The organism is Sphaerisporangium siamense (genome assembly GCF_014205275.1).
Taxonomy (GTDB): domain Bacteria; phylum Actinomycetota; class Actinomycetes; order Streptosporangiales; family Streptosporangiaceae; genus Sphaerisporangium; species Sphaerisporangium siamense.
Genome location: NZ_JACHND010000001.1, coordinates 1,026,928 through 1,052,556 on the forward strand (window position 1 = coordinate 1,026,928; position 25,629 = coordinate 1,052,556).

The 25,629-nt window shown below is 69.2% G+C and carries 24 protein-coding genes; 16 read left to right on the plus strand and 8 right to left on the minus strand.

What is annotated here, in order from left to right:
- The first annotated feature begins 349 nt into the window (after window positions 1-349).
- From BJ982_RS04760 to BJ982_RS04775, 4 genes are all read left to right on the plus strand, one after another.
- On the plus strand, window positions 350-1,534 hold the full coding sequence (locus BJ982_RS04760; RefSeq protein WP_184876911.1) for an ABC transporter substrate-binding protein: 1,185 nt from the start codon (window positions 350-352) through the stop codon (window positions 1,532-1,534).
- Window positions 1,535-1,686: 152 nt separating this feature from the next.
- On the plus strand, window positions 1,687-2,553 hold the full coding sequence (locus BJ982_RS04765) for a branched-chain amino acid ABC transporter permease (protein ID WP_184876913.1): 867 nt from the start codon (window positions 1,687-1,689) through the stop codon (window positions 2,551-2,553).
- A gap of 23 nt (window positions 2,554-2,576) precedes the next feature.
- Entirely contained in the window at window positions 2,577-4,397 is a 1,821-nt protein-coding gene (locus BJ982_RS04770) for a branched-chain amino acid ABC transporter ATP-binding protein/permease (protein ID WP_184876915.1), read from the plus strand.
- Window positions 4,390-5,115, plus strand: coding sequence for an ABC transporter ATP-binding protein (locus tag BJ982_RS04775; RefSeq protein ID WP_184876917.1), 726 nt, complete (start codon window positions 4,390-4,392; stop codon window positions 5,113-5,115). The genes BJ982_RS04770 and BJ982_RS04775 overlap by 8 nt, the downstream gene beginning before the upstream one ends.
- A gap of 30 nt (window positions 5,116-5,145) precedes the next feature.
- Here BJ982_RS04775 and BJ982_RS40250 read toward each other — a convergent pair whose 3' ends face one another.
- The gene (locus BJ982_RS40250; protein ID WP_184876918.1) at window positions 5,146-5,961 is read right to left on the minus strand and encodes a carboxymuconolactone decarboxylase family protein; all 816 of its coding nucleotides are present in this window, start codon (window positions 5,959-5,961) and stop codon (window positions 5,146-5,148) included.
- Between the two features lie 99 nt (window positions 5,962-6,060).
- Between BJ982_RS40250 and BJ982_RS04785 the strand changes: the two genes are divergently transcribed.
- The 3 genes from BJ982_RS04785 (at window position 6,061) to BJ982_RS04795 (ending at window position 9,014) form a co-directional block, all read left to right on the plus strand.
- Complete coding sequence (locus tag BJ982_RS04785) at window positions 6,061-6,876, plus strand: SDR family NAD(P)-dependent oxidoreductase (RefSeq protein WP_184876920.1); 816 nt, start codon at window positions 6,061-6,063, stop codon at window positions 6,874-6,876.
- Window positions 6,873-7,709 carry an LLM class F420-dependent oxidoreductase gene (locus tag BJ982_RS04790; protein ID WP_184876922.1) on the plus strand — a complete coding sequence of 279 codons (837 nt, stop codon included), beginning with the start codon at window positions 6,873-6,875 and terminating at the stop codon, window positions 7,707-7,709. The genes BJ982_RS04785 and BJ982_RS04790 overlap by 4 nt, the downstream gene beginning before the upstream one ends.
- Window positions 7,710-7,772: 63 nt before the next feature.
- Entirely contained in the window at window positions 7,773-9,014 is a 1,242-nt protein-coding gene (locus BJ982_RS04795) for an IS701 family transposase (RefSeq protein ID WP_184875953.1), read from the plus strand.
- Between the two features lie 138 nt (window positions 9,015-9,152).
- Here the strand turns inward: BJ982_RS04795 and BJ982_RS04800 are convergent, their stop codons facing one another.
- Both BJ982_RS04800 and BJ982_RS04805 read right to left on the minus strand, forming a co-directional pair.
- The gene (locus tag BJ982_RS04800; RefSeq protein WP_311772227.1) at window positions 9,153-10,040 is read right to left on the minus strand and encodes an IS5 family transposase; all 888 of its coding nucleotides are present in this window, start codon (window positions 10,038-10,040) and stop codon (window positions 9,153-9,155) included.
- 141 nt (window positions 10,041-10,181) lie between these two features.
- Entirely contained in the window at window positions 10,182-11,354 is a 1,173-nt protein-coding gene (locus BJ982_RS04805) for an acyl-CoA dehydrogenase family protein (RefSeq protein WP_184876925.1), read from the minus strand.
- Between the two features lie 125 nt (window positions 11,355-11,479).
- Here BJ982_RS04805 and BJ982_RS04810 point away from each other — a divergent pair, with 125 nt between their 5' ends.
- On the plus strand, window positions 11,480-12,094 hold the full coding sequence (locus tag BJ982_RS04810; protein ID WP_184876927.1) for a TetR/AcrR family transcriptional regulator: 615 nt from the start codon (window positions 11,480-11,482) through the stop codon (window positions 12,092-12,094).
- A 50-nt stretch (window positions 12,095-12,144) separates the two neighbouring features.
- On the opposite strand, the gene BJ982_RS04815 is transcribed toward BJ982_RS04810, so the two are convergent.
- From BJ982_RS04815 to BJ982_RS04825, 3 genes are all read right to left on the minus strand, one after another.
- Window positions 12,145-12,699, minus strand: coding sequence for a hypothetical protein (locus BJ982_RS04815; RefSeq protein ID WP_184876929.1), 555 nt, complete (start codon window positions 12,697-12,699; stop codon window positions 12,145-12,147).
- Window positions 12,696-12,905, minus strand: coding sequence for a hypothetical protein (locus BJ982_RS04820; RefSeq protein WP_184876931.1), 210 nt, complete (start codon window positions 12,903-12,905; stop codon window positions 12,696-12,698). The genes BJ982_RS04815 and BJ982_RS04820 overlap by 4 nt, the downstream gene beginning before the upstream one ends.
- A gap of 102 nt (window positions 12,906-13,007) precedes the next feature.
- Complete coding sequence (locus BJ982_RS04825; protein WP_203959290.1) at window positions 13,008-14,489, minus strand: SulP family inorganic anion transporter; 1,482 nt, start codon at window positions 14,487-14,489, stop codon at window positions 13,008-13,010.
- 271 nt (window positions 14,490-14,760) lie between these two features.
- On the opposite strand from BJ982_RS04825, the gene BJ982_RS04830 reads away from it, so the two are divergent.
- The 3 genes from BJ982_RS04830 to BJ982_RS04840 all read left to right on the plus strand — a co-directional run bounded on the left by BJ982_RS04830 (window position 14,761) and on the right by BJ982_RS04840 (window position 16,409).
- A complete protein-coding gene (locus BJ982_RS04830; protein WP_184876935.1) occupies window positions 14,761-15,231 on the plus strand; it encodes a MerR family transcriptional regulator in 471 nt (156 codons plus the stop codon).
- Window positions 15,232-15,363: 132 nt separating this feature from the next.
- Window positions 15,364-15,861, plus strand: coding sequence for an NUDIX domain-containing protein (locus tag BJ982_RS04835; RefSeq protein ID WP_184876937.1), 498 nt, complete (start codon window positions 15,364-15,366; stop codon window positions 15,859-15,861).
- 158 nt (window positions 15,862-16,019) lie between these two features.
- Window positions 16,020-16,409, plus strand: coding sequence for a nuclear transport factor 2 family protein (locus tag BJ982_RS04840; protein ID WP_184876940.1), 390 nt, complete (start codon window positions 16,020-16,022; stop codon window positions 16,407-16,409).
- A 13-nt stretch (window positions 16,410-16,422) separates the two neighbouring features.
- On the opposite strand, the gene BJ982_RS04845 is transcribed toward BJ982_RS04840, so the two are convergent.
- Window positions 16,423-17,370: an AraC-like ligand-binding domain-containing protein gene (locus BJ982_RS04845; protein ID WP_184876942.1), complete on the minus strand. Its 948-nt coding sequence runs from the start codon at window positions 17,368-17,370 to the stop codon at window positions 16,423-16,425.
- Window positions 17,371-17,824: 454 nt separating this feature from the next.
- On the opposite strand from BJ982_RS04845, the gene BJ982_RS04850 reads away from it, so the two are divergent.
- Both BJ982_RS04850 and BJ982_RS04855 read left to right on the plus strand, forming a co-directional pair.
- The gene (locus tag BJ982_RS04850) at window positions 17,825-19,267 is read left to right on the plus strand and encodes an aldehyde dehydrogenase family protein (protein ID WP_184876944.1); all 1,443 of its coding nucleotides are present in this window, start codon (window positions 17,825-17,827) and stop codon (window positions 19,265-19,267) included.
- A gap of 159 nt (window positions 19,268-19,426) precedes the next feature.
- On the plus strand, window positions 19,427-19,912 hold the full coding sequence (locus BJ982_RS04855; protein ID WP_184876946.1) for a cupin domain-containing protein: 486 nt from the start codon (window positions 19,427-19,429) through the stop codon (window positions 19,910-19,912).
- A gap of 144 nt (window positions 19,913-20,056) precedes the next feature.
- Here the strand turns inward: BJ982_RS04855 and BJ982_RS04860 are convergent, their stop codons facing one another.
- Entirely contained in the window at window positions 20,057-21,535 is a 1,479-nt protein-coding gene (locus BJ982_RS04860; protein WP_184876948.1) for an ABC transporter substrate-binding protein, read from the minus strand.
- A 429-nt stretch (window positions 21,536-21,964) separates the two neighbouring features.
- Here BJ982_RS04860 and BJ982_RS04865 point away from each other — a divergent pair, with 429 nt between their 5' ends.
- Genes BJ982_RS04865 through BJ982_RS04875 form a run of 3 tightly spaced genes read left to right on the plus strand, consistent with a single transcriptional unit; the run spans window position 21,965 to window position 25,578 of the window.
- The gene (locus BJ982_RS04865) at window positions 21,965-22,906 is read left to right on the plus strand and encodes an ABC transporter permease (protein WP_221482274.1); all 942 of its coding nucleotides are present in this window, start codon (window positions 21,965-21,967) and stop codon (window positions 22,904-22,906) included.
- Complete coding sequence (locus BJ982_RS04870) at window positions 22,903-23,811, plus strand: ABC transporter permease (RefSeq protein ID WP_239123271.1); 909 nt, start codon at window positions 22,903-22,905, stop codon at window positions 23,809-23,811. Before BJ982_RS04865 ends, BJ982_RS04870 begins: the two co-directional genes overlap by 4 nt.
- Entirely contained in the window at window positions 23,812-25,578 is a 1,767-nt protein-coding gene (locus BJ982_RS04875) for a dipeptide ABC transporter ATP-binding protein (protein WP_184876951.1), read from the plus strand. It begins immediately after the preceding gene.
- The last annotated feature ends 51 nt before the right edge of the window (window positions 25,579-25,629 follow it).

The following is a 25,629-nucleotide window of genomic DNA, read 5'->3' on the forward strand; positions in this document are numbered from 1 at the left end:
CGGAACGTGAGCCTCGGCATCTCCGCCGGGACCGGCTCTGTCCGAGCGGCCACGTCCGGCGTGAGCTCGCCGATTTCCACGACGCGTGAGCACCGGCTCCCGCGACCACACCCCGCGAGATCGCACATGAGTTCCGGGAATCCGCGAGCGAGCGCCGCTTGTCGATGAGGCTCTCGGAAGCCGCAATGATCACTAAATACGGACCACTCAGATCCAGATTATTCGTCCGCCCGAAACGTTGACAATGAAACGGGCGGGCCATATCGTGAAACGATCGGTTGCTGAGTTGGGCTCCCGTTTTCTTATAGGACCGCCTTTGAGCCGCTGACTCTCCAGGAAAGGGCCCCATATGAAGAAACGCGCGATCAGCTGTGGGCTGATCCTCGGCGTTCTCGGTTCGCTCACCGCGTGCGGCGGCAGCGGGAGCGGCGGGGACGACGACCCGATTAAGATCGGGATCATCACTCCGCTCACCGGCAACGCGGCAGCGTACGGAAGCGGATTCTGGCAGGGTGTCCAGGCCGCCGAGGAAGAGATCAACAAGGCCGGCGGAATCCTCGTCAACGGAAAACGTCACAAGTTGCAGGCGACCGTCTGCGACGACCAGTTCGTGCCGTCCAAGTCCGTTTCCTGCGGACAGAAGCTCAGCGAATCGCTGATGATCTACACGCCGGCCACCCAGTCGTCGTTCCCGCTGATGGGCTTCAATCAGAAGGACGGCTTCGTTCTGATGTCGACCTCCCAGACGCCGACGTTCACCTCGCAGGGCAACAAGCTGGTGGTGCGCTCCACCTACAACCTGGAGCGGCAGATCCCCGACCTGGCCCGCCTGGTCGGCGAGTACGCCAAGAAGGAGAATCTCACGCTGAAGTCGGTCGCGATCATGGAGGTCGGCAGCGACTTCGGGCCGGCGTTCACGGAAACCTTCTCCAAGGCATGGAAGGCGAGCGGGGGCTCCATCACCGGCACCGCTTCCTATGACACCGTGACAACGGACCTCACGAGCCAGCTCACGAGTTTGTTGCGGGGTAATCCGGACGCGATAGCCATCACCACGGTCTGCCAGTCGGCTGCCCTGGTGATGGATCAGGCCCGGCACCTGGGATTCAAGGGGACGTTCATCAACGCGGTGTGCGGCGGTGGGCCCGGAATGACCAAGTACATGAGCAACAGCGAAATCGTGGGCAGCAATGTCTCCGCGGTGAAGACCAACGCCTTCGACAGCATTCCGGTGGTCGGGGCGTTCCACAAGAAATACAGCGACGAGAAGTACAAATCGGCCATCGAACAGCAGATTCTCGCGTTCGGCTACTTCGGGATCGATTGGTTCGCCAAGGCGGTGAGCGTCGCGGGAACGACGAGCGACGCCGCCAAGGTGCACGCGGCGATGGAACCCGCGCTGCAGGAGCTGCAGCCCAACGTCCTGGGTATCACCAAGTTCTTCCCGGACACCGGCGACATTGAAATGACGACCTATCTGGCCCAGACACAACCGGATGGTAAATCGTTCGACCCGCTGGCCGGCCAGAACTAGTGCCCCTCCCGCCAATATTCGTCCCGTCGCGCCGTCGGGGCAGACCTTGGCGGTCGCGGCACCGGTAGTGCCGCGACGGTGTGGGGCATCCCCGACACGGCGCCCCACACCGACCACACGTCTCACATCGCCGAGTGGATCGGGTTACGTGTATGCAAGTCCTCGCTAACGGGCTGGCGCTCGGAGCGATCTACGCTCTCGTCGCGTCCTGCCTGTTGCTGATCTTCGGGATCCTTGAGATTCCCGACTTCGCCCTGGGCGGCCGAATCATGGTCGGCGGCTACGCGGGCTACTTCGTCGCCGACACCCTGGGCCTGCACTACTGGATCGCGGTCATCGCCGCCGCGCTGGCCGCCGGGGTGATGGGCGTGATCAGCGAACTCGCCGTCTACCGATGGCTGCGCAACACGCCCAGCCCCCTGCTGAGCGGATTCATCGGGGCACTGGTGCTCCTCACCGCGACCGAGATAACGGCGCAGCTCCTGTTCACCGCCGACTTCCGCAAGCTTCCGAGCCCGTACGAGTCGCACATCCTGGAGTTCGCCGGTATCCGGATCACCGAGCAGCGGTTGCTGGCCGGGGTCGTCGCGCTCGTCCTGATCGCCGCGTTGCACGGCTATCTCCGGGGAACACGGGGTGGCCGAGCCATGCGGGCGACGCTGGAGGACCGGCGCGGGGCCGAGATCGTGGGCATCTCGCCGAAGAAGATGGCCATCATCGCCATGCTGCTCGGGAGCTGCCTGGCCGGTGTCGCCGGCGCCCTGCTCGGGCCGATGTACCTGGTCTATCCGACCATGGGCGACAACATCCTGATCAAGGGCCTGATCGTCATCGTGCTGGCCGGCATGCGCAGCAGCCTCGGCGCGATCAGTGCCGCACTGCTGCTGGGCATCGCCGAGAGCTTCGGAGCGAGCTACCTGAGCGTGGGCTTCTCGGACGCGTACGCCTTCATCTTCTTGATCATTGCCCTGATGGTGCGGCCCAACGGGCTGTTTACGAAGAGCGTATTGGTGCGGTGATGTCCGTAATGAACAAATCCGTAATGAGCAAACCCGTCGTGGCCCGCGCCGCCGCCGGCTTGAGGTCGCGTGAGCCCAGCAGCCGGGAATGGCTGGTCATCGTCCCGATCGTGGCCATCTGCGCGCTTCTGCCGTTGGTCGTCCGCGGTCGGTACGAGGTCGGGGTCATGACCCTGATCCTCATCTACGCGATCGCGGCCTACGGCCTGGACCTTGTCCTCGGCCACCTCGGCCTGGTGTCCGTCGCGCACGCCGCCCTGCTCACCGTCGGCGCCTACACGCTGGTGATCCTCACGACCAAGTACGGCGTCGGCTACTGGTGGGCGGCGATCGCCGGCGTCGCGGTCAGCACCCTGGCCGGGCTCCTGCTCGCCGGGCTCACGATGCGCAGCAGGGGACACTACTTCTCGGTCAGCAGTCTGGCGTTCGCCGCGGTCACGGTAGTGGTGATCACGCAATGGTCGAGCCTGACCAACGGGGCGAGCGGGATCTACGCGATCCCCGCGCCCCCCGGGTTCGAGTCCACGACCGCGCAGTTCTACCTGAGCCTGATCGTGCTGACCGTGGTGCTGGCCGGGATGTTCCTGATCACCCGATCGACGCTCGGGCGCAACCTTCGCGCCATTCACGCCGACGAGGTCCTGGCGGCGTCGCTCGGCATCAACGTCGTCGCCACGAAGTTGAAGGCGTTCACGGTGAGCGCGGCGATCGTCGGACTGGCCGGGCCGTTGTTCGCGAGCTGGATCTCCTACATCACCCCGAGCAGCGCCAGCATCACGGAAGGCTTCAACCTCCTGATCTACGTGATCATCGGAGGATCGGCGACACTGGCCGGACCGCTGGTCGGGGCGGCCCTGGTCGTCGGCGTGACGGAGGCGTTCCGGTTCACCGAGCTCTTCCAGACCCTGATCTTCAGCGGTGTCGTCTTCCTGGTACTCCTGTTCTTCCGGGGCGGCGTCGTCGGAAGTGTCGCCCGCGCCTGGACCCGGGTGGCGGCCCGCCGGCGTCCCCCCGAACCCGCCGTGGTCCCCGAGACTCCGGCCGACCCCGACGCCGGTCTCGTCGCGTTGCCCTATCTGAACCCCGACCGGCGCGGCGAGTCGGCCCAGCCCGGCAGGGTGCTGTTCGAGGCCCGCTCCCTCACCAAGAAGTACGGTGGAGTGACCGCGGTGAGCGATGTCTCGCTGGTCGCCCGTGAAGGCGAGATCATCGGCGTCATCGGCCCGAACGGAGCCGGCAAGAGCACCCTGTTCGGCCTGATCTCCGGCGTGGTCGGAGGGTGGTCGGGATCCGCGAGCTTCGCCGGGCGGGATCTGCGCCCGCTGCCGGTCCACGAGCGGGCGCGGCTGGGCATCGGCCGCACGTTCCAGACCAACCGGCTGCTCAGCGACAAGACCGTGCTGCAGAACCTGATCACGGCCGGTTATCTGCATCGGCCCACGCGGAGGACCGCGGACGCGGACGACGGCTTCCTGGACACGATCCTCGACCTCACCGGCCTTCGCGCGAAGGCCCATGAGGTGGTGAGCGGCCTGTCCATCGAGGAGCAGAAGCTGGTCGGCGTCGGCATGGCGCTGGCCGTGCGCCCGCGCATGCTGCTCCTGGACGAACCGTTCGCCGGGCTCCGCGAGTCGGAGACCCCCCGGCTGATGCGGCTGCTCGAATGGCTTCGGGACCAAGGCATGGTGATCCTGCTGGTCGAGCACAAGATGCGAGTCCTGATGTCGCTGTGCGGCCACGTGTACGTACTGGATTCGGGACAGTTGATCGCCGAGGGCTCACCGACCCAGATCGTCAACGATCCGCGGGTGATCTCGGCCTACCTGGGGACCAAGAATGCTTGAGGTCTGCGACATCACGGCAGGTTACGGCAACAGCACCGTGCTGACAGGCGTGTCCTTGTCCATCGGGCAGGGCGAGGCGGTCACGGTGCTGGGCGCCAACGGGGCCGGCAAGTCCACGCTGATCCAGGCCATCGCCGGCCTCACCCCGATACGAAGCGGGGAGATCCGGTTCGAGGGAGAACGGATCGACGGGTTGTCGGCCGCTCGGATCGTGCGCCGCGGTCTGGTGCTCTGCCCGGAGGGCCGGCACCTGTTCCCGCAGATGAGCGTGCGCGAGAACCTGATGCTGGGAGCGTATCCCCGCAAGCTCGGCCGCTCGGCCATCGCCGCCCAGATCGACGAGGTTCTCGAGATCTTCCCGAGGCTCAAGGAGAAGCGGACGCTGTACGCCGGGTCGCTCAGCGGCGGCGAGCAGCAGATGGTGGCGATCGGCCGGGCCCTGATGGCCAAGCCCCGGCTGTTGCTGCTCGACGAGCCGTCGCTGGGCTTGGCTCCGCTGCTGGTGCAGACGGTGATGCGGGTGGTCGGCGAGATCAACCAGCGGGGTATCGCCATCGGACTGGTCGAGCAGAACGCGGCGGCCGCACTCGAACTGGTCTCCCGGGGCTACGTGCTGGAGACGGGCGCGGTGGTCATCGAGGGGTCGTCGCACGAGTTGTCCACCGACGACCGGGTGCGGGCGGCCTACCTCGGCGTCACCGAACAGACCGTGGAGTAGTGGCCCGCGCCCGGGATTCGCCGGCGATGTTCAGTCGACCGTCCGGTCCGCGGGCCGGCCACCCCCGCCGGGCGGTCGAGCGTCGGTCGCGGTGTTCAGCAGCGGGACCCCGAGCAGGCACGACTCGACCCCCATCAGGCTGATCAGCTCGAACACCTGCACGATCTCACCGAGAGTCGCTCCGTGGGCGCGCGCGTTGCGCACGTGGATCCGGATACCGGGCGCGTACAGGTGCGTGGTGGCCGCGTCGATCGCGATCAGGACCAGCTCGCGCGTCTTGGCGTCCAGCACGCCGTGCCGCCCGGGCGCCGCGCTGAAGTCGATGTACCGGTCGAGGAAGCCCGGCAGGTGGGCGAGCACGGGCTGCCATCCGGCGTCCCAGTAGCCGCGCATGCGCTCGAACCGCTCCCGGACACGTGCCTGGAGGGCGGGCGACGGTTCGGGACGCTCCTCGTCCGCGTACTCCTCCAGCGCGATGGACAGCCCGACGTTCAGGGCGTGGATGCCCAGCACGCTGACCAGTTCCAGGACCTCCAGCACTCCCTCCGGGGGGACGCCGGCGTCGAGCGCGCCGTGGATCCGTGCGGGCAGGGAGTCGCGGTTGCGGTACGTCATCGCGGCGTCGCAGGCCAGCAGCACCAGCGTCTTCGCCTGGGTGCCGAGCGGGCCGGCCGCCGCTTCTTCGGCCAGTGCGACGAAGGCGCCGGCGTAATCGGGGTCCCGCTCGATGACCGGGTCCAGTCGCTCGTCCCACGAGCCGAGCGCCGCGCGACAACGTGTTCGAAGATCGGCCCCGCGAGGGTCGTCACCGGGCATGGGTTCGGTTTCCGGCAAGTACGCGCTCACATCAAGATCCACTATCCGGTTTCACTGTACAGTATTTGTATTTCGTAGCATGATATTCACCCTGATACAGGGTGACAAGACCACGAAAGGGGCGTGCCGATGAGGTTCGTTGATCGGGTTGCGATCGTGACCGGCGGCGGAGGCCACGGCCTCGGCGGCGCCATAGCCCGGAGCCTGGCCGGGGAAGGCGCTCGGGTCGCGGTGGCCGATCGAGATCGCGACATGGCGGAGTCCGTCGCCGCCGCGATCACCGCCGCCGGGGGCGAAGCGCTGGCGGTCGCCGTCGACGTGCGGCGGCCGGATCAGGTCGAGGCCATGGCCGAGACGGTGTTCGAAGCCTTCGGCGGGGCGGACATCCTCGTCAACAACGCGTTCACCTCGTGCCCGGACTCGATCCTGGACGCCGACCTGGACGACTGGATGCGCGACGTCGACGTCATCCTCAAAGGCGCCTTCCTCTGCGCGCGCGCCGTCCTGCCGGCCATGCGGGAACGACGGCGCGGCGCGATCGTCAACGTCTCCACGGTCAACGCCCATACGTACGTGGGCGCTTCGGCGTACAGCGCGGCCAAGGCCGGCGTGGAGTCGTTGAGCCGCAGCATCGCCGTCGAGTACGCACGGCACGGCATCCGGTCGAACGTGGTGGTCCCGGGGACGTTCGCCACCGAGGCATGGGAGCTGCGACGGCAACGCCACCCCGACATCCTGGACCGGCTCGCCCACTGGTACCCGACCGGCCGGATCGGCCGGGTCGAGGAGATCGCCGCCGCCGTCCTGTTCCTGGCCTCGGACGAAGCCGGCTGGATCACCGGCGCCACGCTGCCGGTCGACGGCGGCCTCCTGGCGGGCAACCCGTGGTTCGCGCGGGACGCCCATCCCGACGACCAGCCCGCGTCCGGCGAGGAGGCACAGTGAAGTTCGGCATCGACACCTTCATCACCGACCAGACCATGCGACCCGCGGCGCTCGCCCGCGCCGTCGAGGAGCGCGGACTCGACACCCTGCTGGTCACCGAGCATTCGCACATCCCCGTCCGCCGGGAGACGCCGTGGGCGGGAGGGCCGGAGCTTCCGCCGCACTACTACCGAAGCTACGACCCGTTCGTCGGCCTGGCCGCCGCGGCGACGGCGACGTCCCGGCTGCTGTTGGGCACCGCGGTCGCGCTCGCCGCGCAACGAGACGTCATCCATCTGGCGAAGGAGGTGGCCACCCTCGACCGGGTCAGCGACGGCCGGGTGCTCCTCGGCGTCGGTGTCGGGTGGAACAAGGAGGAGGCGCGCAACCATGGGATCCCATCGGATCGGCGCGGCGCGGCGCTCGACGAGAAGCTCGCCGCGCTGAAGGAGATCTGGACCCACGACGAGGCGGAGTTCCACGGCGAGTTCGTCGACTTCGATCCGATCTTCTCGTGGCCGAAGCCGGTGCAGCGCCCGCACCCGCCGATCCTGATCGGCGGCGAGAGCCGTCCGGCCGTACGGCGACTGCTGCGGTTCGGCGACGGGTGGCTGCCGCGGGTCAAGACCGCGCCCGAGGAGATCAGCCGCACCCGGGCCTGGCTGGCCGATCAGGGCCGGGCCGTCACCGTCACCGTCTGCGGCCTCCGGCCGGACGCGGCCGAGATCGAGCGCTTCGCCGCGATCGACGTCGAGGGTGTCACGTTCAGCCTCGCTCCGTTCCCGGCCGCCTCGCCGGACGCCCTGCGGTTCCTGGACCAGGTCGCGGACGCCGTGGCGCGGTTCAACGCCTAGTAGTGCTTTGTTAGGTCGGCGTGTCGCGGGGTGCTGTGGCGGTGCGGGTAGTTTCATGCTGCGGTGACCCCTCATGAGCTTTCGGTTGTGCGGCAACGTCTTGAGGCGTTCGCGGCGGAGATGTTCGCGCCTTTGGCCCGCTCGGATCAGCGGGCCAAGGGGCTGACGTATGTGCGTGGGTTGCTGCTGGAGGGGCGGCGTAAGTCGATGCAGCCGATGGCCGAGCGGCTGGGGGTGGATCACCAAGGGTTGCAGCAGTTCGTGACCACCTCGACGTGGGACACCGGGGCGGTGCGGGCCAGGGTGGCCCGCCGGGCGGTCGAGGTGGTGGGACCGGTGGCGTGGGTGGTCGACGACACGGGTTTCCCTAAGGACGGCACGGGCTCGCCGTGTGTGGCCCGGCAGTACTCCGGCACGTTGGGGAAGGTGGCGAACTGCCAGATCGGGGTGAGTGTCCACGCGGTCACCGACACCGCCTCCTGCCCGCTGGATTGGCGGCTGTTCGTTCCGGCGTCATGGGATGACCAGGCCGCCGGCGCCGAAACCCGTCCGCAGGTCCTCGCCCGGCGGGGCCGTTGCGGGATTGCCGAGGATGAGCATCACCGTCCCAAGTGGATGATGGCGGTGGAGATGCTCGATGCCCTGGCCGAAGCGGGGGTGCGGCCACCGCTGGTGGCCGCGGACGCCGGCTACGGCGACAACAGCCGGTTCCGCAGCGCCTTGGACGAACGCGGGATCGGGTACGTCGTGCAGGTCAAGGGTGACGCTCTGGCCCACGCTGCTGAGGTGGTGCCGGTCGAGCGGGTCTGGCCGGGGCGTGGCCGGCCCCCGGTCCGGACCGGCCTGCGTTACCCGGGTACCGCGGTGAGCCTGGCCGAGCACGTCCAGGCCGCCGGCCGGGCCGCTACGGTGCCGATCACCTGGCGGGAGGGCTCCAAAGGGATCATGAGCTCTGAGTTCGTCTTTCTGCGGGTGCGCCCGGCCGGGCACCGGGTCGCCCGTGACAGCGACGGCACTCTGCCGGAGCGGTGGCTGATCGCCCAGTGGCCCGAACAGGAGGACGAGCCGGTCAAGTACTGGCTGTCCAGTCTGCCCGCCGGCACCGATCTGGCCGACCTGGTCCGGCTGGGAAAGATCCGCTGGCGGATCGAACACGACTACCGCGAACTCAAGACCGGCCTTGGACTCGACCACTTCGAGGGCCGCTCCTGGACCGGCTGGCACCGCCACGTCACCCTGGTCACCGCCGCACACCTGTTCATCACCATGCTGCGCCTGGACCCAAAAGCGGCTGCGCCGGCCTGACCCTCTACAAGGTCATCCGCGAGCTGCAGCTACTGCTCGCGACCTGGACCGGCGCATGCCCCACCTGCCACCGCTCACTGAAACGATTACGCCGCAACAGCCATCAACAGACCTAACAAAGCACTACTAGGGCCTGTTTCAAAGACCGGTGAGCCAGTCGTTGATGGACGCGACGTGGATGGTGGCCTCGTAGCGGACGGCGAGCTTGTCGTACCTGGTCGCGATGGCTCGATGGCGTTTGAGCAGGTTGATACCGCACTCCACCGCGTGGCGGGCGCGGTAGCCGGTGAGGTCGAACTTCGGAGGACGGCCACCATGGCTGCCACGCCGTAACCGGGCGGCAACGCGGTCGGCCGGTTCGGGGATGATGCACCTGATCCGGCGTCTGCGCAGGTGAGCACGGATCGCCCGTGAGGAGTAGGCCTTGTCGGCCAGCACCACCTCAGGCCGGGTCCGCGGCCGTCCCACGCCCGGCCGGGGAACCCTGATCGCAGCCATGACCGCCTCGAACTGCGGCGCATCCCCGCGCTGCCCGGCGGTCACCACCAGCGACAGCATCCGCCGGCTCTGCTCACAGGCCAGATGCAGCTTGGTCGTCCACCCACCCCGTGAGCGCCCCAGAGCGTGATCGGCGGGCTCGGTACGCACCCCACCGGGTGACTCGGCCTGCGCCTGCGGGTGCCGCGCTGCGCCGGCCGCGTGTTGATGGGCACGCACGATCGTGGAGTCCACTCCGACCTGCCAGCCGATCAAGCCGGCGGCATCGGCCAGGGCCTGCAGCCCAGTGGCGATCTTGTGCCAGGCACCGGCACGCTGCCAGCGGCGAAACAGCCCGTACACCGCCTGCCAGGAGCCGTAACACTCCGGCACATCCCGCCAGGGCGCCCCCACCCGCACCCGCCACCGAATCCCATCGATGAGCTGCCGCTTGCTCCACTTCGACGGCCGTCCTGATCTCCTTGGCGCGGGCAGCAGCGGCTCCAGCCGCGCCCATTGCGCATCGGTCAGGTCAAACCGCCTCGTCACCGCTAAGGTGGCCACGAGGTCTCCGGTGCTGGGGTTTTTCTTGGTCGATCAACCCTCTATCGGAGACCTCACTGCATGTCCCGACACGACACGCCGTCACACAGCGGACTTCGAAACAGGCCCTAGCGGTGCGCACGGGCCTCACCGGAAGGCGGCGTGGCCGGTGAGCGCCTGGCCGATGACGAGCTGGTGGATCTCCGAGGTGCCCTCGTAGGTGAGCACCGACTCCAGGTTGTTCGCGTGCCGCATCACCGGGTACTCCAGGGTGATGCCGGCCGCGGCGAGGATCGTGCGGCATTCCCGGGCGATGGCGATGGCCTCCCGCACGTTGTTCAACTTGCCGAGGCTGACCTGTTCCGGCTGGAGGAGCCCGGCGTCCTTGAGCCGGCCGAGGTGCAGCGCGAGAAGCATCCCCTTGCCGAGTTCGAGGGTCATGTCCGCCAGCTTGGCCTGGGTCAGCTGGTACGACGCGAGCTTGCGGTCGAAGATGTCGCGTTCCTGCGCGTAGGCGATCGCCGTCTCCAGGCAGTCACGGGCGGCGCCGAGGGAACCGAACACGATGCCGAGGCGGGCCTCGTTCAGGCACGACAACGGCCCGGACAGCCCGCGCGCCCCGGGCAGCATCGCCGAGTCGGGAAGCCGCACATCGTCCAGCACCAGCTCGCTGGTCACCGAGGCCCGCAGGGACAGCTTCTTCTTGATCTCCGGAGCCGAGAAGCCGGGAGTGCCGGCCGGGACCAGGAAGCCCCGCACCTTGTCGTCCGTCTGCGCCCACACCACGGCCACGTCGGCGACGGAGCCGTTCGTGATCCACATCTTGTTCCCGTTCAGCACCCAGTCGCCGCCGGCACGGGTGGCCCGGGTGCGCATCCCGCCGGGGTTGGAACCGAAGTCCGGCTCCGTCAGCCCGAAGCATCCGATGGCGTCCCCGGCGGCCATCCTCGGCAGCCACTCCTGTTTCTGCTCCTCCGAGCCCCAGCGGTGGATGGCGTACATCGCCAGCGAGCCCTGGACGCTGACCAGCGAACGCAGCCCGGAATCACCGGCCTCCAGCTCCAGGCACGCCAGCCCGTACGCCGTGGCGGAGGTGCCGGCGCAGCCGTAACCGTCCAGGTGCATGCCGAGCACCCCGAGCTCGCCCAGCTCCTGGGTCAGCTCACGGGCGGGGATCGATCCGGACTCGTACCACTCGGCCAGCCCGGGCCGGATCTTCTCCTGGACGAAGCGATGGACCGTGTCGCGGATCGCGCGGTCCTCCTCGCTGATGAGCGAATCGGTCTCGAACAGGCCCAGTGGGCTGCGGGCAGTGGCCATGGGATGAGCGCTCCTATCATTTACCTAACGCCGTTAGGTGAACGATAGGCTGAGTCGGCAAGGATCGCAATCCCGGCCGCCAGCCGACGCGCGGCCGGACGGACGAGGTCGAGAGGCAGGACCCCATGGCGCGCCCGGCACAACCGCTGCTGAACCGCGATCTCATCCGGGACACCGCGCTGGCGATCATCGACCGCCACGGCCTGGTCGGGCTGACCATGCGAAGGCTGGCCGAGAAGCTCGGCGTCCAAGCGGCGTCGCTGTACACGCACTACCCCACCAAGGAGGACGTGCTGGACGCGGTGGCCAACCTGCTCGTGGCGCAGGTCGACACCTCAGGCTTCGAGCACGGCTGGCGCGAGGGCCTGCGCACGTGGGGACGCTCCTACCTGGGCGCCCTTGCCGCCCATCCGAACGCGGTACCGCTGATCGCCTCCGGCACCGGGCGCCGCGACACGTTCCTCGCGATGGCCAATGCCGTGCACGGTGGACTGACCGGCGCCGGTTGGCCCCCCCGGGTGGCCACGACCATCTCCGGCGCCGTGAAATACCTGGTGATCGGCGCGGCGTCCACCCCGTTCGCCAGCGGTTTCGCCGACGACGTCCAGGTCTACCTGGACCGCTACCCCCACCTCACCCAGGCCCACCGCCTCCGCTCCGACGCCGAACGAATCGACCAGGAAAGCTTCGAACTCGGCCTGTCCTGCCTGATCCGCGGCCTCGAACCAGGGCCGGGGTGACACGGCGTCGCGCGGTCAGGCGAGTGTTCAGGGGCGGGGGCGGTCGCCGTTCATTCCGCCGCGACGGTGGAGCGGGGCGTGTCCAGCCATTCCTTGTCGAGGTGCGCACCGGTCCGCGCCTCCAGGATGGCCATGGCCGTGGCACGGCGTGCGGGCCAGCGGCGCCGGGCCGCTTGCCTCAGCAGATCCATGTCGGCGCCGATCTCGTTCACGTGAGTGCCCCAGGCGTTCTCCGGGTCCAGGTCGGGGACTTCGACGACGATCTCACCCTCCAGAGCGACGCGCAGTTTGCTCTGCCCTGTGATGTTCCATGACACGTGCCAGACCTCGGCGCCTTCGCTGAGCGACCTCGAGATCTCCGGCCGGCCGGTGTAGGAGATGTCGTTCGCCTCGAACAGCATCGTCGACGTCCGGACCAGCCCGAAGGAGATCTCTCCGGAGATCCCCGGCTCGGACGTGTACACGTCAGGAGCGTCGCCGAGGCCGAGGCGCGCGACCACATCCTCCGTCGACAGGCTGCCGTCGCGGGGGGTGACAACGGTCCAGCCCATGGAGGTTCCGAGCCAGGCGAGCTCGGTCATCAAGGACTTATAGCGCGCGATCATCGGTTGCAGATCCATGACATGTGCTCTCTGGTGGAAGAGGACGTCCTCGCCGCCGCCGGGTCGCCCGGCGGCGGCGAGGAGTTACGCGTGCCGTAGAGAACGCCGGCCACCGGGTCGCTGATGGTGATCGCCGGTTGGGCGGCGATCAGGGAACCGCTCTGGAACGCGTTCTGGAGCAGGAAGAAGCTGCATATGCCGGTGGCCACCAGTGTTTTCCATGATCCATGAAACGCGGCCCTCTCGTGCCAGGCCGAGGCCCACGGCGGCGCGCGGTCGTCGGGATGCGGGTTCTGCGGGCGCTTCGAGGGTCAGTGGCCGCCGGTCAGTTCGCCGGACAGGGTGGTGTGGATCTTGGCGCTGGGCTCGTTGAGGCCGACGATCTCCACGGTCTTGCCGCGGGCGGCGTACTTGGTCTCCACCGCGTCCAGCGCGGCCACGGAGGAAGCGTCCCAGATGTGCGCGTCCGACAGGTCGATGATCACATGGTCGGGATCGCCGGCGTAGTCGAACCGGGTGACGAGGTCGTTGCTGGAGGCGAAGAACAACTCGCCGGTGACGGCGTAGATGACGTGACCGCCCTCGGGGTCGGCGGCGGAGGTGACCTCGGCCAGGTGGGCGACGCGGCGGGCGAAGACGACCATGGCGGCCAGGCTGCCGACGACCACGCCGATGGCCAGGTTGTGGGTGGCGACCACGACGGCGACGGTGACGGCCATGACGGTGGTCTCACCGATGGGCATGCGCTTGAGAGTGGCCGGGGTGACCGAATGCCAGTCGAAGGTGCCGACCGAGACCAGGATCATCACCGCGACCAGGGCGGCCATCGGGATCTGGGAGACCAGCGGGCCGAAGACGATGCACAGAATCATCAGGAAGGCGCCGGCGCAGAACGTGGACAGCCGGGTGCGGGCGCCGCCGGCCTTCACGTTGATCATCGTCTGACCGATCATGGCACAGCCGCCCATGCCGCCGAAGAAGCCGGTGACGATGTTGGCGATGCCCTGCCCGATGGATTCGCGGGTCTTGGAGGAACGGGTGTCGGTCAGGTCATCGACCAGCTTGGCGGTCATCAGCGATTCCATCAGCCCGACCAGGGCGAAGCCCAGCGCGTAGGGAGCGATGAGCGCCAGGGTGGCCGGGGTGAAGGGCACATCCGGCAGGCCGGGCACCGGCAGCGCCGACGGCAGCGCGCCGCGGTCGCCGACCGTGGGCACGGCCAGGTGGGCGCCGACGGTCAGGGCGGTGAGCGCGGCGATGGAGACGAGCGGCGCCGGGACGGCCTTGGTCAGGCGGGGCAGCGCCACCATCAGGGCGAGCGCGCCACCGACCAGCGGGTAGACGATCCAGGGGACGTCGACGAGTTCGGGCACCTGCGCCATGAAGATCAGGATGGCGAGCGCGTTGACGAAGCCGACCATGACGCCGCGCGGGACGAAGCGCATCAGCCTGGCCACGCCGAGCGCGCCGAGCAGGATCTGGATCAGGCCGCCCAGGATGACGGTGGCGACCAGGTAGCCCAGGCCGTGCTCGCGGGCCAGGGGTGCGACGACGAGCGCGATGGCGCCGGTGGCGGCGGAGATCATGGCGGGGCGGCCGCCGGCGATGGCGATGACCACGGCCATGGTGAAGGAGGCGAACAGTCCGACGCTGGGGTCGACGCCGGCGATGATGGAGAACGAGATCGCGTCGGGGATGAGGGCGAGGGCGACGACCAGCCCGGACAGGATCTCGGTGCGGGCCACCGAAGGCGTCAGCCAGGCGGGGCGTCCGGCCCGCAGCCGGGCGGCCAGGGACGCGGACGGTCGGGCGGGCACAGATGAGCTGGGCAACAGGCATCCTTACAGGAGCGGCCCCGCACGGGGCGGCGACTCGGCCCGCACCGGTGCATGTCGTCGGGGGGGCCGGAGGTGACAGGGTGGCGGTATGTCCGGCTGCGCTGGAGGGGCCAGTGTGGGACCGCCGCGGCCAACCCTACCCTAACGTTAGGGTAGAGATTCGGCGGGGCCGGACAATGGCGCCCGCACGGACGTACCCGGCTGAGCAGTGAGGTCATGAGAAAAGATGGACGGTTCAGCGCTTTCCGCCGCCGGTGACGAGGTTCCGTCTTCGGGGCACAGTGGTAAAGATCACCTGCACATCGGGCAGGTGGCGGCGCGGACCGAGCTGTCGCTGCGCACCATCCGGCACTACGACGACGTAGGCCTCGTGCGGCCCTCGGCGCGCAGCCAGGGCGGCTTCCGGCTCTACACCGAGGCCGACGTGGCGCGGCTGATGGTGATCCGCCGGATGAAGCCGCTGGGCTTCACACTGGATGAGATGGGCGAGTTGCTGTCCATCACCGACCTGCTCGACGCGGGCGACACGGCGGGCCTGAAGGCGGCGGAGCGTGAGCGGTTGCTGCTGCGGCTGGGCCGGTTCGAGCAGGCCACCCGTGAGCGTTGCGAGACGTTGCGCACCCAGCTGAGCCGAGCCGAGGAGTTCGCCGCCGACCTGCGACGGCGCGCCGGCCAACTCACCACCGACACGCCTTGACCACCTCTGAGCGGCCCGAAGGTACGACACTTCGCGAGTGATCGAGTAGTCAGCACCATAAGAGTGGTTTCTGGGCATCGGCCCGCCGTGTTCGCGCGCCGTCCATGATCGGGCGTTGCTACGCTCGCTCGCGTGGCGATCAGGAATTCCCACTGCTCCTTCTGCGGAGCGGCCTACGCGCCCGGTCTGCCCTGGCCGAGGACCTGCGGGGAGTGCGGCAACACCGGCTATCTCAACCCCCTGCCGGTCGCGGTCATGGTGCTTCCGGTGGACGACGGCGTTCTCGTGGTCCGCCGGGACGTCGAGCCGCGCCGCGGCCTGCTCGCCCTTCCCGGCGGCTTCATCGACATCGGCGAGTCGTGGCAGCAGGCCGCGGTGCGGGAGCTCCGCGAGGAGACGGGCGTCGTCGTCGACGCGGCCGGCGTGCGGCTGCTCGACGCGGTCAGCGCGCCCGACGGCACCGTGCTGATCTTCGGCCTCGGGCCGCGTACGACCGCGGACGCCCTTCCGCCCGTCGTGCGCACCGCGGAGACCAGCGAGTGGCTGGTGCTCGACGGCCCTCGGGAGCTGGCGTTCCCGCTGCACACGCAGGTCGCGGCCCGCTACTTCGGCTCCGGCCGATCGTCGTGAGCCCGGCCGAGACGGTCCCCCAAGGGTGGGCGTTCACGGAACGTCAACAGGCATGCGGAAACAGACATGGAGGACGGCGGGGACGGCCGGTACGTTGGGGGGTCGCCGTGCCGGGAGTCGTGCCGGCCGGCGTTCCGCCCGCTGATCGGAGTGACACCGTGAAGAACACCGATATCGTCGCCGCCCACTACGCCGCGTCCGCACGGGGCGATCTCGACGGCATGCTCGCCCCGTTCGCGCCCGGCATCCGCTGGACCGAGGCCGAGGGGTCGCTCTACGCGGGCACCTACGTGGGGCCCGACGCGATCGTGGCGAACGTCTTCGCGCCGATCGGCGAGCAGTTCGAGGGGTTCACCGTCGAGATCGACAGCCTGCTCGACGCCGGTGACCAGGTGGTCGCGCTCGGCCACTACTCGGGAAAGCACCGGGGAACCGGCCGTGCCCTCCGGGCCCGCATGGTGCACGTGTGGGGGCTGGACGGCGGCAAGGTGGTGGCGTTCGAGCAGATCGTGGACAACGCGCCGTTCAACGCCGCCGTGTCGGGGTGACCGCCGCCGGCGTTCAGGCCGCGCGGCGCTGCCGGTAGGAGCTCGGCGAGCAGCCGAAGGCCGCCTTGAAGATGCGGCTGAAGTGCGCCGCGTCCAGGAAACCCCATCGCGCCGCCAGCGCCGCGACGGACTGGTGGCAGTGCAGCGGATCGAGAAGGTCGCGGCGGCAGCGTTCGAGCCGCCGCGACCGGATCCACGCGGCGACCGTCGACCCTTCGGCCCGGAACAGATTGTGCAGGTGCCGGGTCGAGATGAAGTGGGCCGCCGCCACCTTGGCCGGGCAGAGGTCCGGGTCGCCGAGGTTGGCGTCGATGTAGTCGCGGATCCGGTCGACGTGCGTCTGGTTCGCGTTCCCCGCCTGGTGCGCGGTGCCGAGTTCGTCGGCGAACATCGTCGTCACCAGGTCCAGGGCGTTGTGCGCCAGGCGCAGCCCGCTCGCGCCGGAGAACTGCTCCAGGTTCTGGGCCAGCTGGACGAGGAAGGGGCTGATCACCCGGCCGAGGCCGGTGTCGCCCGGCATCCGGACGGCGGTCAGGCGCCCCACGGCGTCGACGGGCAGATCGACCAGCGTGCGCGGGAACATCACGATGAGCGAGCGGAAGTCGTCGTCGTGTGTGAGGGTGTACGGTCGGCTCGTGTCGTAGACCGCCAGGTCACCGGGGGTGAGCACCGCCTCCCGTCCGTCCTGGATCAGCAGCCCCGTGCCGGCCAGTTGCAGGCTCAGCTTGAAGAACGCGGCGGCGTCCCGGCTGATCATGGTCGAGGTGCGGCGGACGGTGTGGCTGGACGCGGTGATCTCGCACAGGGACACGTCGGTGAGCACCCGGCGGCGGATGCCGCCGCGGAACCGCCGCGAACCGTCTCTGGTCACCCCGAGCGAGACGAACGATCGCGAGACGAGGTTCTGCCACTCGTCGAAGGACGACGCGACGGAGACAGCGAGGTCATTGTCAGATGTCACCCTGCTCCTCCTTGCCAGAAGGTTCTACTGCGCTGTAACGGCAGGCCAAGAAGCCAGGTCGTGTTACCATATATGATTACGTCCGAAAAAGGGACCCATCGGTAGCCGAAAACCGGCCGGGTCGGAGGTCAGCGGCCTCCCCGGCGAATCGATCGAGGGCACCGCCGCGAATCACCGGCCCGTATCCCCGACGTGGGCGACGGTTTCTCCCGCGTTCTCGCCGACCCGCGAAGAATGCCGTCCTTTGAGCCGCCTGGATTTCCCGTACAGAGTTCCCGCGCGTCGCCGCGGGCACGCCCGCGCCCCCGGATCCTGGCGGGACGGCAGCTCTTCGCGCGTGGTCAACCGCCTTACGCGCATAGTCAAGGTCACCACAGCCGCCAGCCCCCATGCTGGGGAAGCTCTCGCCGAGGTGGGAGCGCCGAAGAGTGCACCGGAGCAGGAAGAGGCGGCAGTGGCGACCAACGTCTACATCGACGGGACCTGGGTGCCGGCATCGGGCGGCGTCCTCCCGACCCATGACCCAGCGACCGAGGAATTGCTGGAGGAGGTCGGCTTCGCCGACGCCTCCGACGTCGACGCCGCCGTCGCCGCCGCGCGGCGGGCCTTCGAGGACCCGCAGTGGCGGTCGATGCCGCCGGCACGGCGCGCCCGCCTCCTGTTCGACCTGGCCGACCTCATCGAGGCGCACGCCGAAGAGCTGGCCGTCCTGGAGACCCGGGACCAGGGCCAGCCGGTCGGCATCTCCCGCGCCGTGAGCGTCGCCGGGGCCGCCGAGCACTTCCGCTACTACGCCGGCTGGGTCACCAAGATCGAGGGCACCACCGTGCCGGTCTCGTTCCCGGACACGCTGCACTACACCCGCCGCGAGCCGGTCGGGGTCTGCGCGCTGATCACGCCGTGGAACTTCCCCCTCATGATCTTGGCGTGGAAGCTCGCCCCCGCGCTGGCCACGGGGAACACCGTGGTCGTCAAGCCGGCCGAGCAGACCCCGCTCACCTCCATCCGGCTGGTTCAGCTCGCCGAACGGGTGGGGTTCCCGCCCGGGGTGATCAACCTGGTCACCGGGGACGGCTCCACCGGGGCGGCGCTCGCCGAGCACCCGGGGGTGGACAAGGTGTCGTTCACCGGCTCGACCGAGGTCGGCCGCTCGATCGTGCGGGCCAGCGCCGGCAACCTCAAGCGGGTGACCCTGGAGCTCGGCGGCAAGGCTCCCTCGATCATCGCCGCCGACGCCGACATCGACGCCGCGGTCGCCGGGAACATCGCCGGAAGCGTCCTCAACAGCGGCCAGGTCTGCGCGGCCTACACCCGCTTCTACGTCGACCGCAAGCGCGAGGACGAGTTCGTCGGCAAGCTGGCCGCCGGGGTGAGCGGGATGCGCCTCGGACCCGGGCTGGACGAGTCCACCCAGCTCGGCCCGCTCGTCTCCGCCGAGCACCTGCGCTCGGTGGAGCAGCTGGTCGCCACGGGGCCGTCCGAGGGCGCCGAGCTCGTCACCGGCGGGCAGCGCGCGGCGGACCGGGGATGGTTCTTCCAGCCGACGGTCTTCGCCGGGGTGAAGGACGGGATGACGATCGCCACCAAGGAGATCTTCGGCCCGGTGCTGTCGGTGCTCTCCTACGACGACGAGGACGAACTGGCCTCGGTGATCGCCCGGGCCAACCAGACCGAGTACGGCCTGGCGGCGACGGTCTGGACCAAGGACCTCGCGGTGGCGAACCGGGTGGCCGAGGGCATCCGCGCGGGTGCGATCTTCATCAACATGCCGTCGATCCCGGACATGGCCGCCCCCTGGGGAGGGTTCAAGGCCAGCGGCTGGGGCCGGGAGATGGGGTCGTACGCGATCGACGCCTACACCGAGGTCAAGGGCGTCTGGTGCCACTACGGAAGCTGAGCGGTGCCGGTGCGCCTTCAGTGGCCGGCTGAGCCCGCCTATCGCGTGCCGCCCGTGAGGAGCGGCGAAAAGCCCCACTTTTGCGGCAATGAGTCCCTCGAAGTGTGGGGCATCCGCTTTATACCGTTTCTATACGCCATCTGATCGAAGGAGATCGACATGTCCAGCCCTTATGAGCGGCTCTTCGTCAGGAAGATGCCGAACTGCGCCGACGATCTCGTGAACGAGGGCGCGAGCGCGGGCGTCGCCGAACCGGACAACATCGGCGAAGCGCTCGCGCTCGTCCGCTCCGAGGACGTGCCCGAGAGCCAGATCCACATGACCTACTGCTGGATCAAGGAGTGCAGTGAGCCTGTCCACTGGGTGAACGAGCACGTGCACGACTACGACGAGGTGCTGGTCTGGACGGGGAACAACCCCGACGACCCCCACGACCTGGGCGCCGAGATCTACTTCGACATCGAGGGCCACCGTCACATCGTCACCCAGAGCGGTTCGGTCTACATTCCGGCCGGCACCCGCCACTGCCCGCTGGGGTTCAACCGGGTGGACCGGCCGTTCCGCTTCAGCGCCCTGTCGCTGGCCCCCAACTACGCCAACCGCGCCTACGTCGCCACCACGCCCGAGGCGAAGGCCTCCGAGTAAGACAACCTGATCACGGCGGGCCGGCGCGGACAGACGCGCCGGCCCGCCGTTCGTGTGCGGACCGTATCCGGACCTGGAACGCGACCGGCGCCGTACCCCGACCCGGTGGTCGGGGACGGCGCCGGTCGACGGCGGCGGATGCGGTCACCCGACCGAGACGCCGCCGTAGAGGTAGGCCGAACGGCCGAGCAGGTCGGGCTGCAGACCGCGCACCTTGGAGGTGTAGGGGGTCAGGTCCTGCGAGGTGACCGCGATGATGCTGCCACCGCGCTCCCACTGGATCTTCTGCAACTTCTGGATGTCGCTGCACTGCCGGCCCGTGTCACTGCTCGCGAACAGGTCGGCGGCGATCTTGTTGAACTCCGGGTCGTCGAAGTGCGCCGCGTTGTTCCCGCCCTTGGGCAGCAGGTGGTCGGTGATGGCGTTGATCATCGGCGAGCTGGTGATGTTGATGATGAACGGCCACTCCAGCCACTTGTTCAGCAGCGTCGCGACGTCCATCTTCCGCACCGTGACGGTGACCCCGGCCTCGGCGGCCTGCTGGGCGAACAACTGGGCCAGCTCCATCATCCCGGGGAACGCCCCGTCGGTCACCAGCTCGACCTTGAGGTCGCTCTGCCCCGCCTCGGCCAGCAGTTCCTTGGCCCGGGCGATGTCCTGCGAGCGCTGGGACACGTCCGGAGCGGGACAGGAGGCGCTCACGCCGTTGTAGTCGTTGGCCGGCTTGGCGAACCCGCCGAACGCGTTGCTGGCGATCTGCTCCCGGTCGACGATCAGCTTCATCGCCTCGCGGACCCGGTTGTCCTTGAACGGCGCGACGTCGGTGCGCATGTCCAGCGACAGCACGTTCATGCTGTCGCTCTTCAGCACCTTGACCCCGCCGGCCTCAAGCGTCTTCGCGTCGGAGAAGGGGACGGACGGCGCGACGTCGATCTGCCCGCCCCGCAGCGCGTTGGTGATCGCCGTCTGGTCCTGGAAGAAGTGCACGTTGAGCGTGCCGAACCCGGGCTTGGTGCCCCAGTAGCCGTCGTACCGTTCCAGAACGGCCTGCGCCCCCGGGGAGAAGTTCTTCACGGTGAACGGCCCGGTGCCGTCCACCTTGTCCTTGGTGGAACCCGCGCCGATCATCTTGAAGGAGCTGTAGGCCCACGCCGCGGCGAACGGGCCGAACGGGCGCTTCAGATGGAACTCGACGGTCAGGTCGTCGATCTTCTTCTGCCCGTCCGGGTCGACGAAGTCGAGGTTCGCGGCGAAGGGATAGCCCTCCTCGGTGAGCAGCGACTTGACGCTGAAGATGACGTCGTCGGCGCCGAAGACCTTGCCGCTGTGCAGCTTCACATTGGGCCGCAGCTTGACGGTCCACACGTCCAGCGCCTTGTTGGGCGTCATCGACTCGGCCAGGGCGTACTTGACCGAGCCGTCCTGGCCGTACGTGGTCAGCTGGTCCAGGGTGTTCTGCCAGAGCACCTCCTCGGAGATCGTCTGCTGCGGCGCGTACGGATAGAGCATGTCCTTCGTGCCCCCGACCACCCCGAGGCTGAGCGCCCCGGAGCCGCCGGCCGAACCCGACCCGGCCTCCTTGGCCGGTGGCGAGCAGGCGACCGTTGCGGCTGCGACGAGCATCAGGGCAAGACCTGGCGCACCCACCTTCCATCGCCGGCTGCGACGTTGCCACGTTGACGAGCGCATGTAGGTCTTCCCTCCTGAGTGTCTGGCGAAGTCGCCACGACGTCGGTTCCAGTTGACGGAGTCAACCGCTAGACACGGGAGGCGTCTTGTGCGGCAGCGCACGAACCCTTGTCGTCGGGAGCACTGTGTCGTCCGGGCGGGCCGCGACGGCCGCGCCGGGCCCGCGACGCCCACCGGCGTGCGTTGGGCAACAACCGCATTGCGCGCAGGTGCAAGACGCCGTCCCGCCGGTCTGCTGGGATCGACATCGCCTTCGGGCACAGGTGAGAACGACGCGAAGGAACGGCAATGGTCGCGGAACTACCCGGTGCAACCCTGTCGGCAGGCCCCCGCCGCGGTCTCACTCGACGCCGGTCCACGACCGTGCTAGGCCGGGTCGGGTGGATCGTCGTCCAGGCCGTCGTGATGCTGTTCGTGGTGTCGACCCTGGTCTTCTTCGCCACCCAGGCCATGCCCGGCGACGTCGCCAAGGTCATGCTCGGCATGTCCGCGACGCCGGAGCGGGTCGAGGCCCTCCGGCACCAGCTCGGTCTGGACCGTTCGCTTCTGAGCCAGTACTGGGACTGGCTGAGCGGCGTACTCGGCGGAGACCTGGGCACCTCGCTGGCGAGCGGCCGGCCGGTCTCCCAGATGCTCGGCGAGCGGCTGGCGAACTCCGCCACGCTGAGCCTGTTCGCGATCGTGCTGATCCTGCCCCTGTCGCTGCTGATCGGCATCCTCGCCGCGCAGTTCAAGGACAGCGTCTTCGACCGCACATTCCTCTGGTCGTCGATGGTGGCCAACGCGCTCGCCGACTTCGTCGTCGGAACCCTGCTGGTCGCGCTGTTCGGCACCACCGTCTTCCACTGGTTCCCGCCGGTGTCGCTGATCCCGGCGGGGGACATGCCGTGGTGGCACCCGCAGGCTCTGACGCTGCCGGTCGCCACCTTGGTGATCGGCGGCGTGATGTACCTGTCCCGGCTGATCCGCGTCTCCTTCATCGACGTGCTCAACAGCGAGTACGTCGAGATGGCACGGCTCAAGGGACTCGGCCCGACCCGGATCCTGCTCACCCACGCGCTCCCGAACGCGCTCGCCCCGGCCGTGCCCGCGGCGAGCCTCGTGGCGGCCTTCACCGTCGGCGGCGTGGTGGTGGTCGAGTACCTGTTCGGCTATCCGGGCATCGGGGCGTTGCTGATCGACTCGATCAGCAACCGGGACCTGCCGGTCATCCAGGCCGTCGTGCTGGTGATCGCCGCCGTGTACTACTTCTTCAACCTACTGGCCGACCTGCTGCACACCGGCAGGAGCGGAGAGCGGAGGTGAGCACCGTGTCGGAAGTGGTCGATGCGGTCGACCTGAGTCCGAGCACCCCGGATGCCCCCGCGCCACAGCGGAACCGGTCCGGCGCGCTGCGGATCCTTCGCTCGGGACAGGTGCGGCTGGGATGCGCGCTCGTCCTGCTGACCATGGCCTTCGCCCTGATCGGGCCGCTGCTGGCGCCGCACGACCCGGGCAAGAGCATCGCGCTGCCCTACGCGGGGCCGGGCGACGGGCTGCCACTCGGCGCGGACCAGCTCGGACGCGACGTGCTGTCCCGCGTGCTGGCCGGTGGCTTCCACCTGGCGTGGATGGCTCCGGCGGCGGCGATCGCCGCGGTGGCCCTGGGCGCGCTGGTCGGCATCGCGGCCGCCTTCTACGGCGGCATGACGGACATCATCCTGATGCGGATCATGGACGTGCTGCTCGCGTTCCCCGCCCTGCTGTTCACGCTGCTCTTCGTCTCCGTGATCGGGCCCAAGCCGTGGCTGCTGGTGGTGCTGACGGCGATCGGCATGACGCCCGGCGTCGCGCGGGTGATCCGCGGCGCGGCGCGACCGCTCAACGACCGCGAGTACGTCATGTGGTCCCGTACCGTCGGGATCCCCTCCCGCACCATCCTGCTGCGCTGCTTCCTGCCCAACGTGTCCTCTCCTCTGCTGGTGGAGCTCGGGATGAGGTTGATGTGGTCGATCGGGATCCTCGCCGCGATCAGCTTCCTCGGCTACGGCATCCAGCCGCCGGCCGCGGACTGGGGCCTGATGATCAGCGAGAACCGGACCGGGCTGGCGAACATGCCGTGGGCCGTGCTGGCCCCGGTCGCCTGCATCGTGCTGTTCACGATCGGCGGCAACCTGATCGCCGAGGGCGCCGCCCGGGTGATCGCCAGGACCGAGGGAGGGCGTGACTGAATGAGTGCGATCGAGGTTCGCGGCCTGACCATCGCGTTGCGCGACGGAAGCCCCATCGTCAAGAACGCCACGTTCGACCTGGAACCGGGTCAGGTGCTCGGCGTCGTCGGAGAGTCGGGCTCGGGCAAGAGCACCATGTCCCTGGCCATGCTGGGCTACGCCCGGCACGGGGCACGGATCACCGCCGGTCAGGTGCTGGTCGACGGCACCGACGTGCTCTCGCTCGGGCCCCGTGCGCTGCGCCGGTTCCGCGGCAACGTGGTGGCCTACGTCCCGCAGGACCCGGCGACGGCGCTGAACCCGGCGCTGCGCATCGGCGTCCAGTTGGCGGAAGGGCTCGACGGGGACGCCAAGGAGGTCGACGCGCGGATCCGCGAGGTGCTCGCCGCGGTCGGGCTGCCGTCGGACGACGCGTTCCTGCAGCGCCGCCCCCGGGAGCTGTCCGGTGGTCAGCAGCAGCGGGTGGCGCTGGCCATGGCGGTCGCGCCGCGTCCCCGGCTCACCGTGCTGGACGAGCCGACGACGGGCCTGGACGTCACCACGCAGGCGCGGGTGCTCTCCCTGGTGGCCCGGCTGTGCGCGGACAACCAGATGGCGGCCATCTACGTCTCCCACGACCTCGCCGTGATCGGGGAGGTCGCCGACCGGGTCGCCGTGATGTACGGCGGCATGATCGTGGAAGAGGGCCCCACCAGGGAGGTCGTGGCCAGGCCGGCGCACCCGTACACCCGGGCGCTGCTCGCCGCCGTGCCGTCGGCCCGGGAGCGGATGCGGCTCACGTCGATCCCCGGCCGCGCTCCGGGAGTGCAGGACACCTACTCCGGCTGCGTCTTCGCCCCGCGCTGCGCTTTCGCGGTGGACGAGTGCACCACGCGGGTGCCGTCGCCGGTCGACCTGACGCCGGGCCACTCGGCGCGTTGCATCCGCGCCGAGGAGATGCCCGAGCGTCCGCGTCAGAGCGCCGCCGCACCCGCCTCCGCGGTGCGGGACGCCGCGCCGGGCGAGACCCCGCTCCTTCGCGTGCGGGACCTGACCGCCGGCTACCGCGACCGTCAGGTGCTCTTCGACGTCTCGTTCGACGTGGTCCAGGGGGAATGCCTGGCGGTCGTCGGCGAGTCCGGCAGCGGCAAGACGACCATGTCGCGCAGCCTGATCGGGCTGCAGGAACGCTGGGGCGGCTCGGTCGAACTCGGCGGGGCGCCCCTCGCGCCGACCGCCGGCGGGCGGGACCAGGACCAGCGCCGGTCCATGCAGTACATCTTCCAGAACCCGTACGGCTCGCTCAACCCGCGGGGCACGGTCGGCGACAGCGTGGCCGAGCCGCTGCGGCACTTCTTCGGGCTCGGCGCCAAGGCCGCGCGACAGCGAGTGGCTGAGCTGCTGGAACGGGTGGAGCTCCCGGCCCACCTGGCCTTCCGGTACCCCGCGGAGCTGTCCGGCGGGCAACGCCAGCGGGTCGCCATCGCCCGGGCCCTCGCCTGTGAGCCGACCGTGTTGATCTGCGACGAGGTCACCTCGGCGCTGGACGTGTCCGTGCAGGCGGCCATCGTCGAGTTGCTGCGAAGCCTGCTGCACGACGGGCTCGGCATGGTGTTCGTCACCCACAACCTCGCCGTGGTCCGCAGCCTCGCCGACAGCGTCATCGTGCTGAGCGGCGGGCACGTCGTCGAGCACGGCGGCACCGACGCGGTGCTCACCGAACCGCGGCACGGCTACACCCAGGCCCTGCTCGCGGACACCCTGGAGGTGTCCGCGGCCGCCGGTTGACGACGCGCCGGAGACGCGGCCCCGCGTCTCCGGCGCCCGCACGAAGGGACG

Bases quoted from the DNA above. Each gene is read 5' to 3' on its own strand.
- BJ982_RS04760 (WP_184876911.1), top strand. From the start codon at position 350: ATGAAGAAACGCGCGATCAGCTGTGGGCTGATCCTCGGCGTTCTCGGT.
- BJ982_RS04765 (WP_184876913.1), top strand. From the start codon at position 1,687: ATGCAAGTCCTCGCTAACGGGCTGGCGCTCGGAGCGATCTACGCTCTC.
- BJ982_RS04770 (WP_184876915.1), top strand. From the start codon at position 2,577: ATGAGCAAACCCGTCGTGGCCCGCGCCGCCGCCGGCTTGAGGTCGCGT.
- BJ982_RS04775 (WP_184876917.1), top strand. From the start codon at position 4,390: ATGCTTGAGGTCTGCGACATCACGGCAGGTTACGGCAACAGCACCGTG.
- BJ982_RS04785 (WP_184876920.1), top strand. From the start codon at position 6,061: ATGAGGTTCGTTGATCGGGTTGCGATCGTGACCGGCGGCGGAGGCCAC.
- BJ982_RS04805 (WP_184876925.1), bottom strand. From the start codon at position 11,354: ATGGCCACTGCCCGCAGCCCACTGGGCCTGTTCGAGACCGATTCGCTC.
- BJ982_RS04810 (WP_184876927.1), top strand. From the start codon at position 11,480: ATGGCGCGCCCGGCACAACCGCTGCTGAACCGCGATCTCATCCGGGAC.
- BJ982_RS04815 (WP_184876929.1), bottom strand. From the start codon at position 12,699: ATGATCGCGCGCTATAAGTCCTTGATGACCGAGCTCGCCTGGCTCGGA.
- BJ982_RS04830 (WP_184876935.1), top strand. From the start codon at position 14,761: ATGGACGGTTCAGCGCTTTCCGCCGCCGGTGACGAGGTTCCGTCTTCG.
- BJ982_RS04855 (WP_184876946.1), top strand. From the start codon at position 19,427: ATGTCCAGCCCTTATGAGCGGCTCTTCGTCAGGAAGATGCCGAACTGC.
- BJ982_RS04860 (WP_184876948.1), bottom strand. From the start codon at position 21,535: ATGCTCGTCGCAGCCGCAACGGTCGCCTGCTCGCCACCGGCCAAGGAG.
- BJ982_RS04875 (WP_184876951.1), top strand. From the start codon at position 23,812: ATGAGTGCGATCGAGGTTCGCGGCCTGACCATCGCGTTGCGCGACGGA.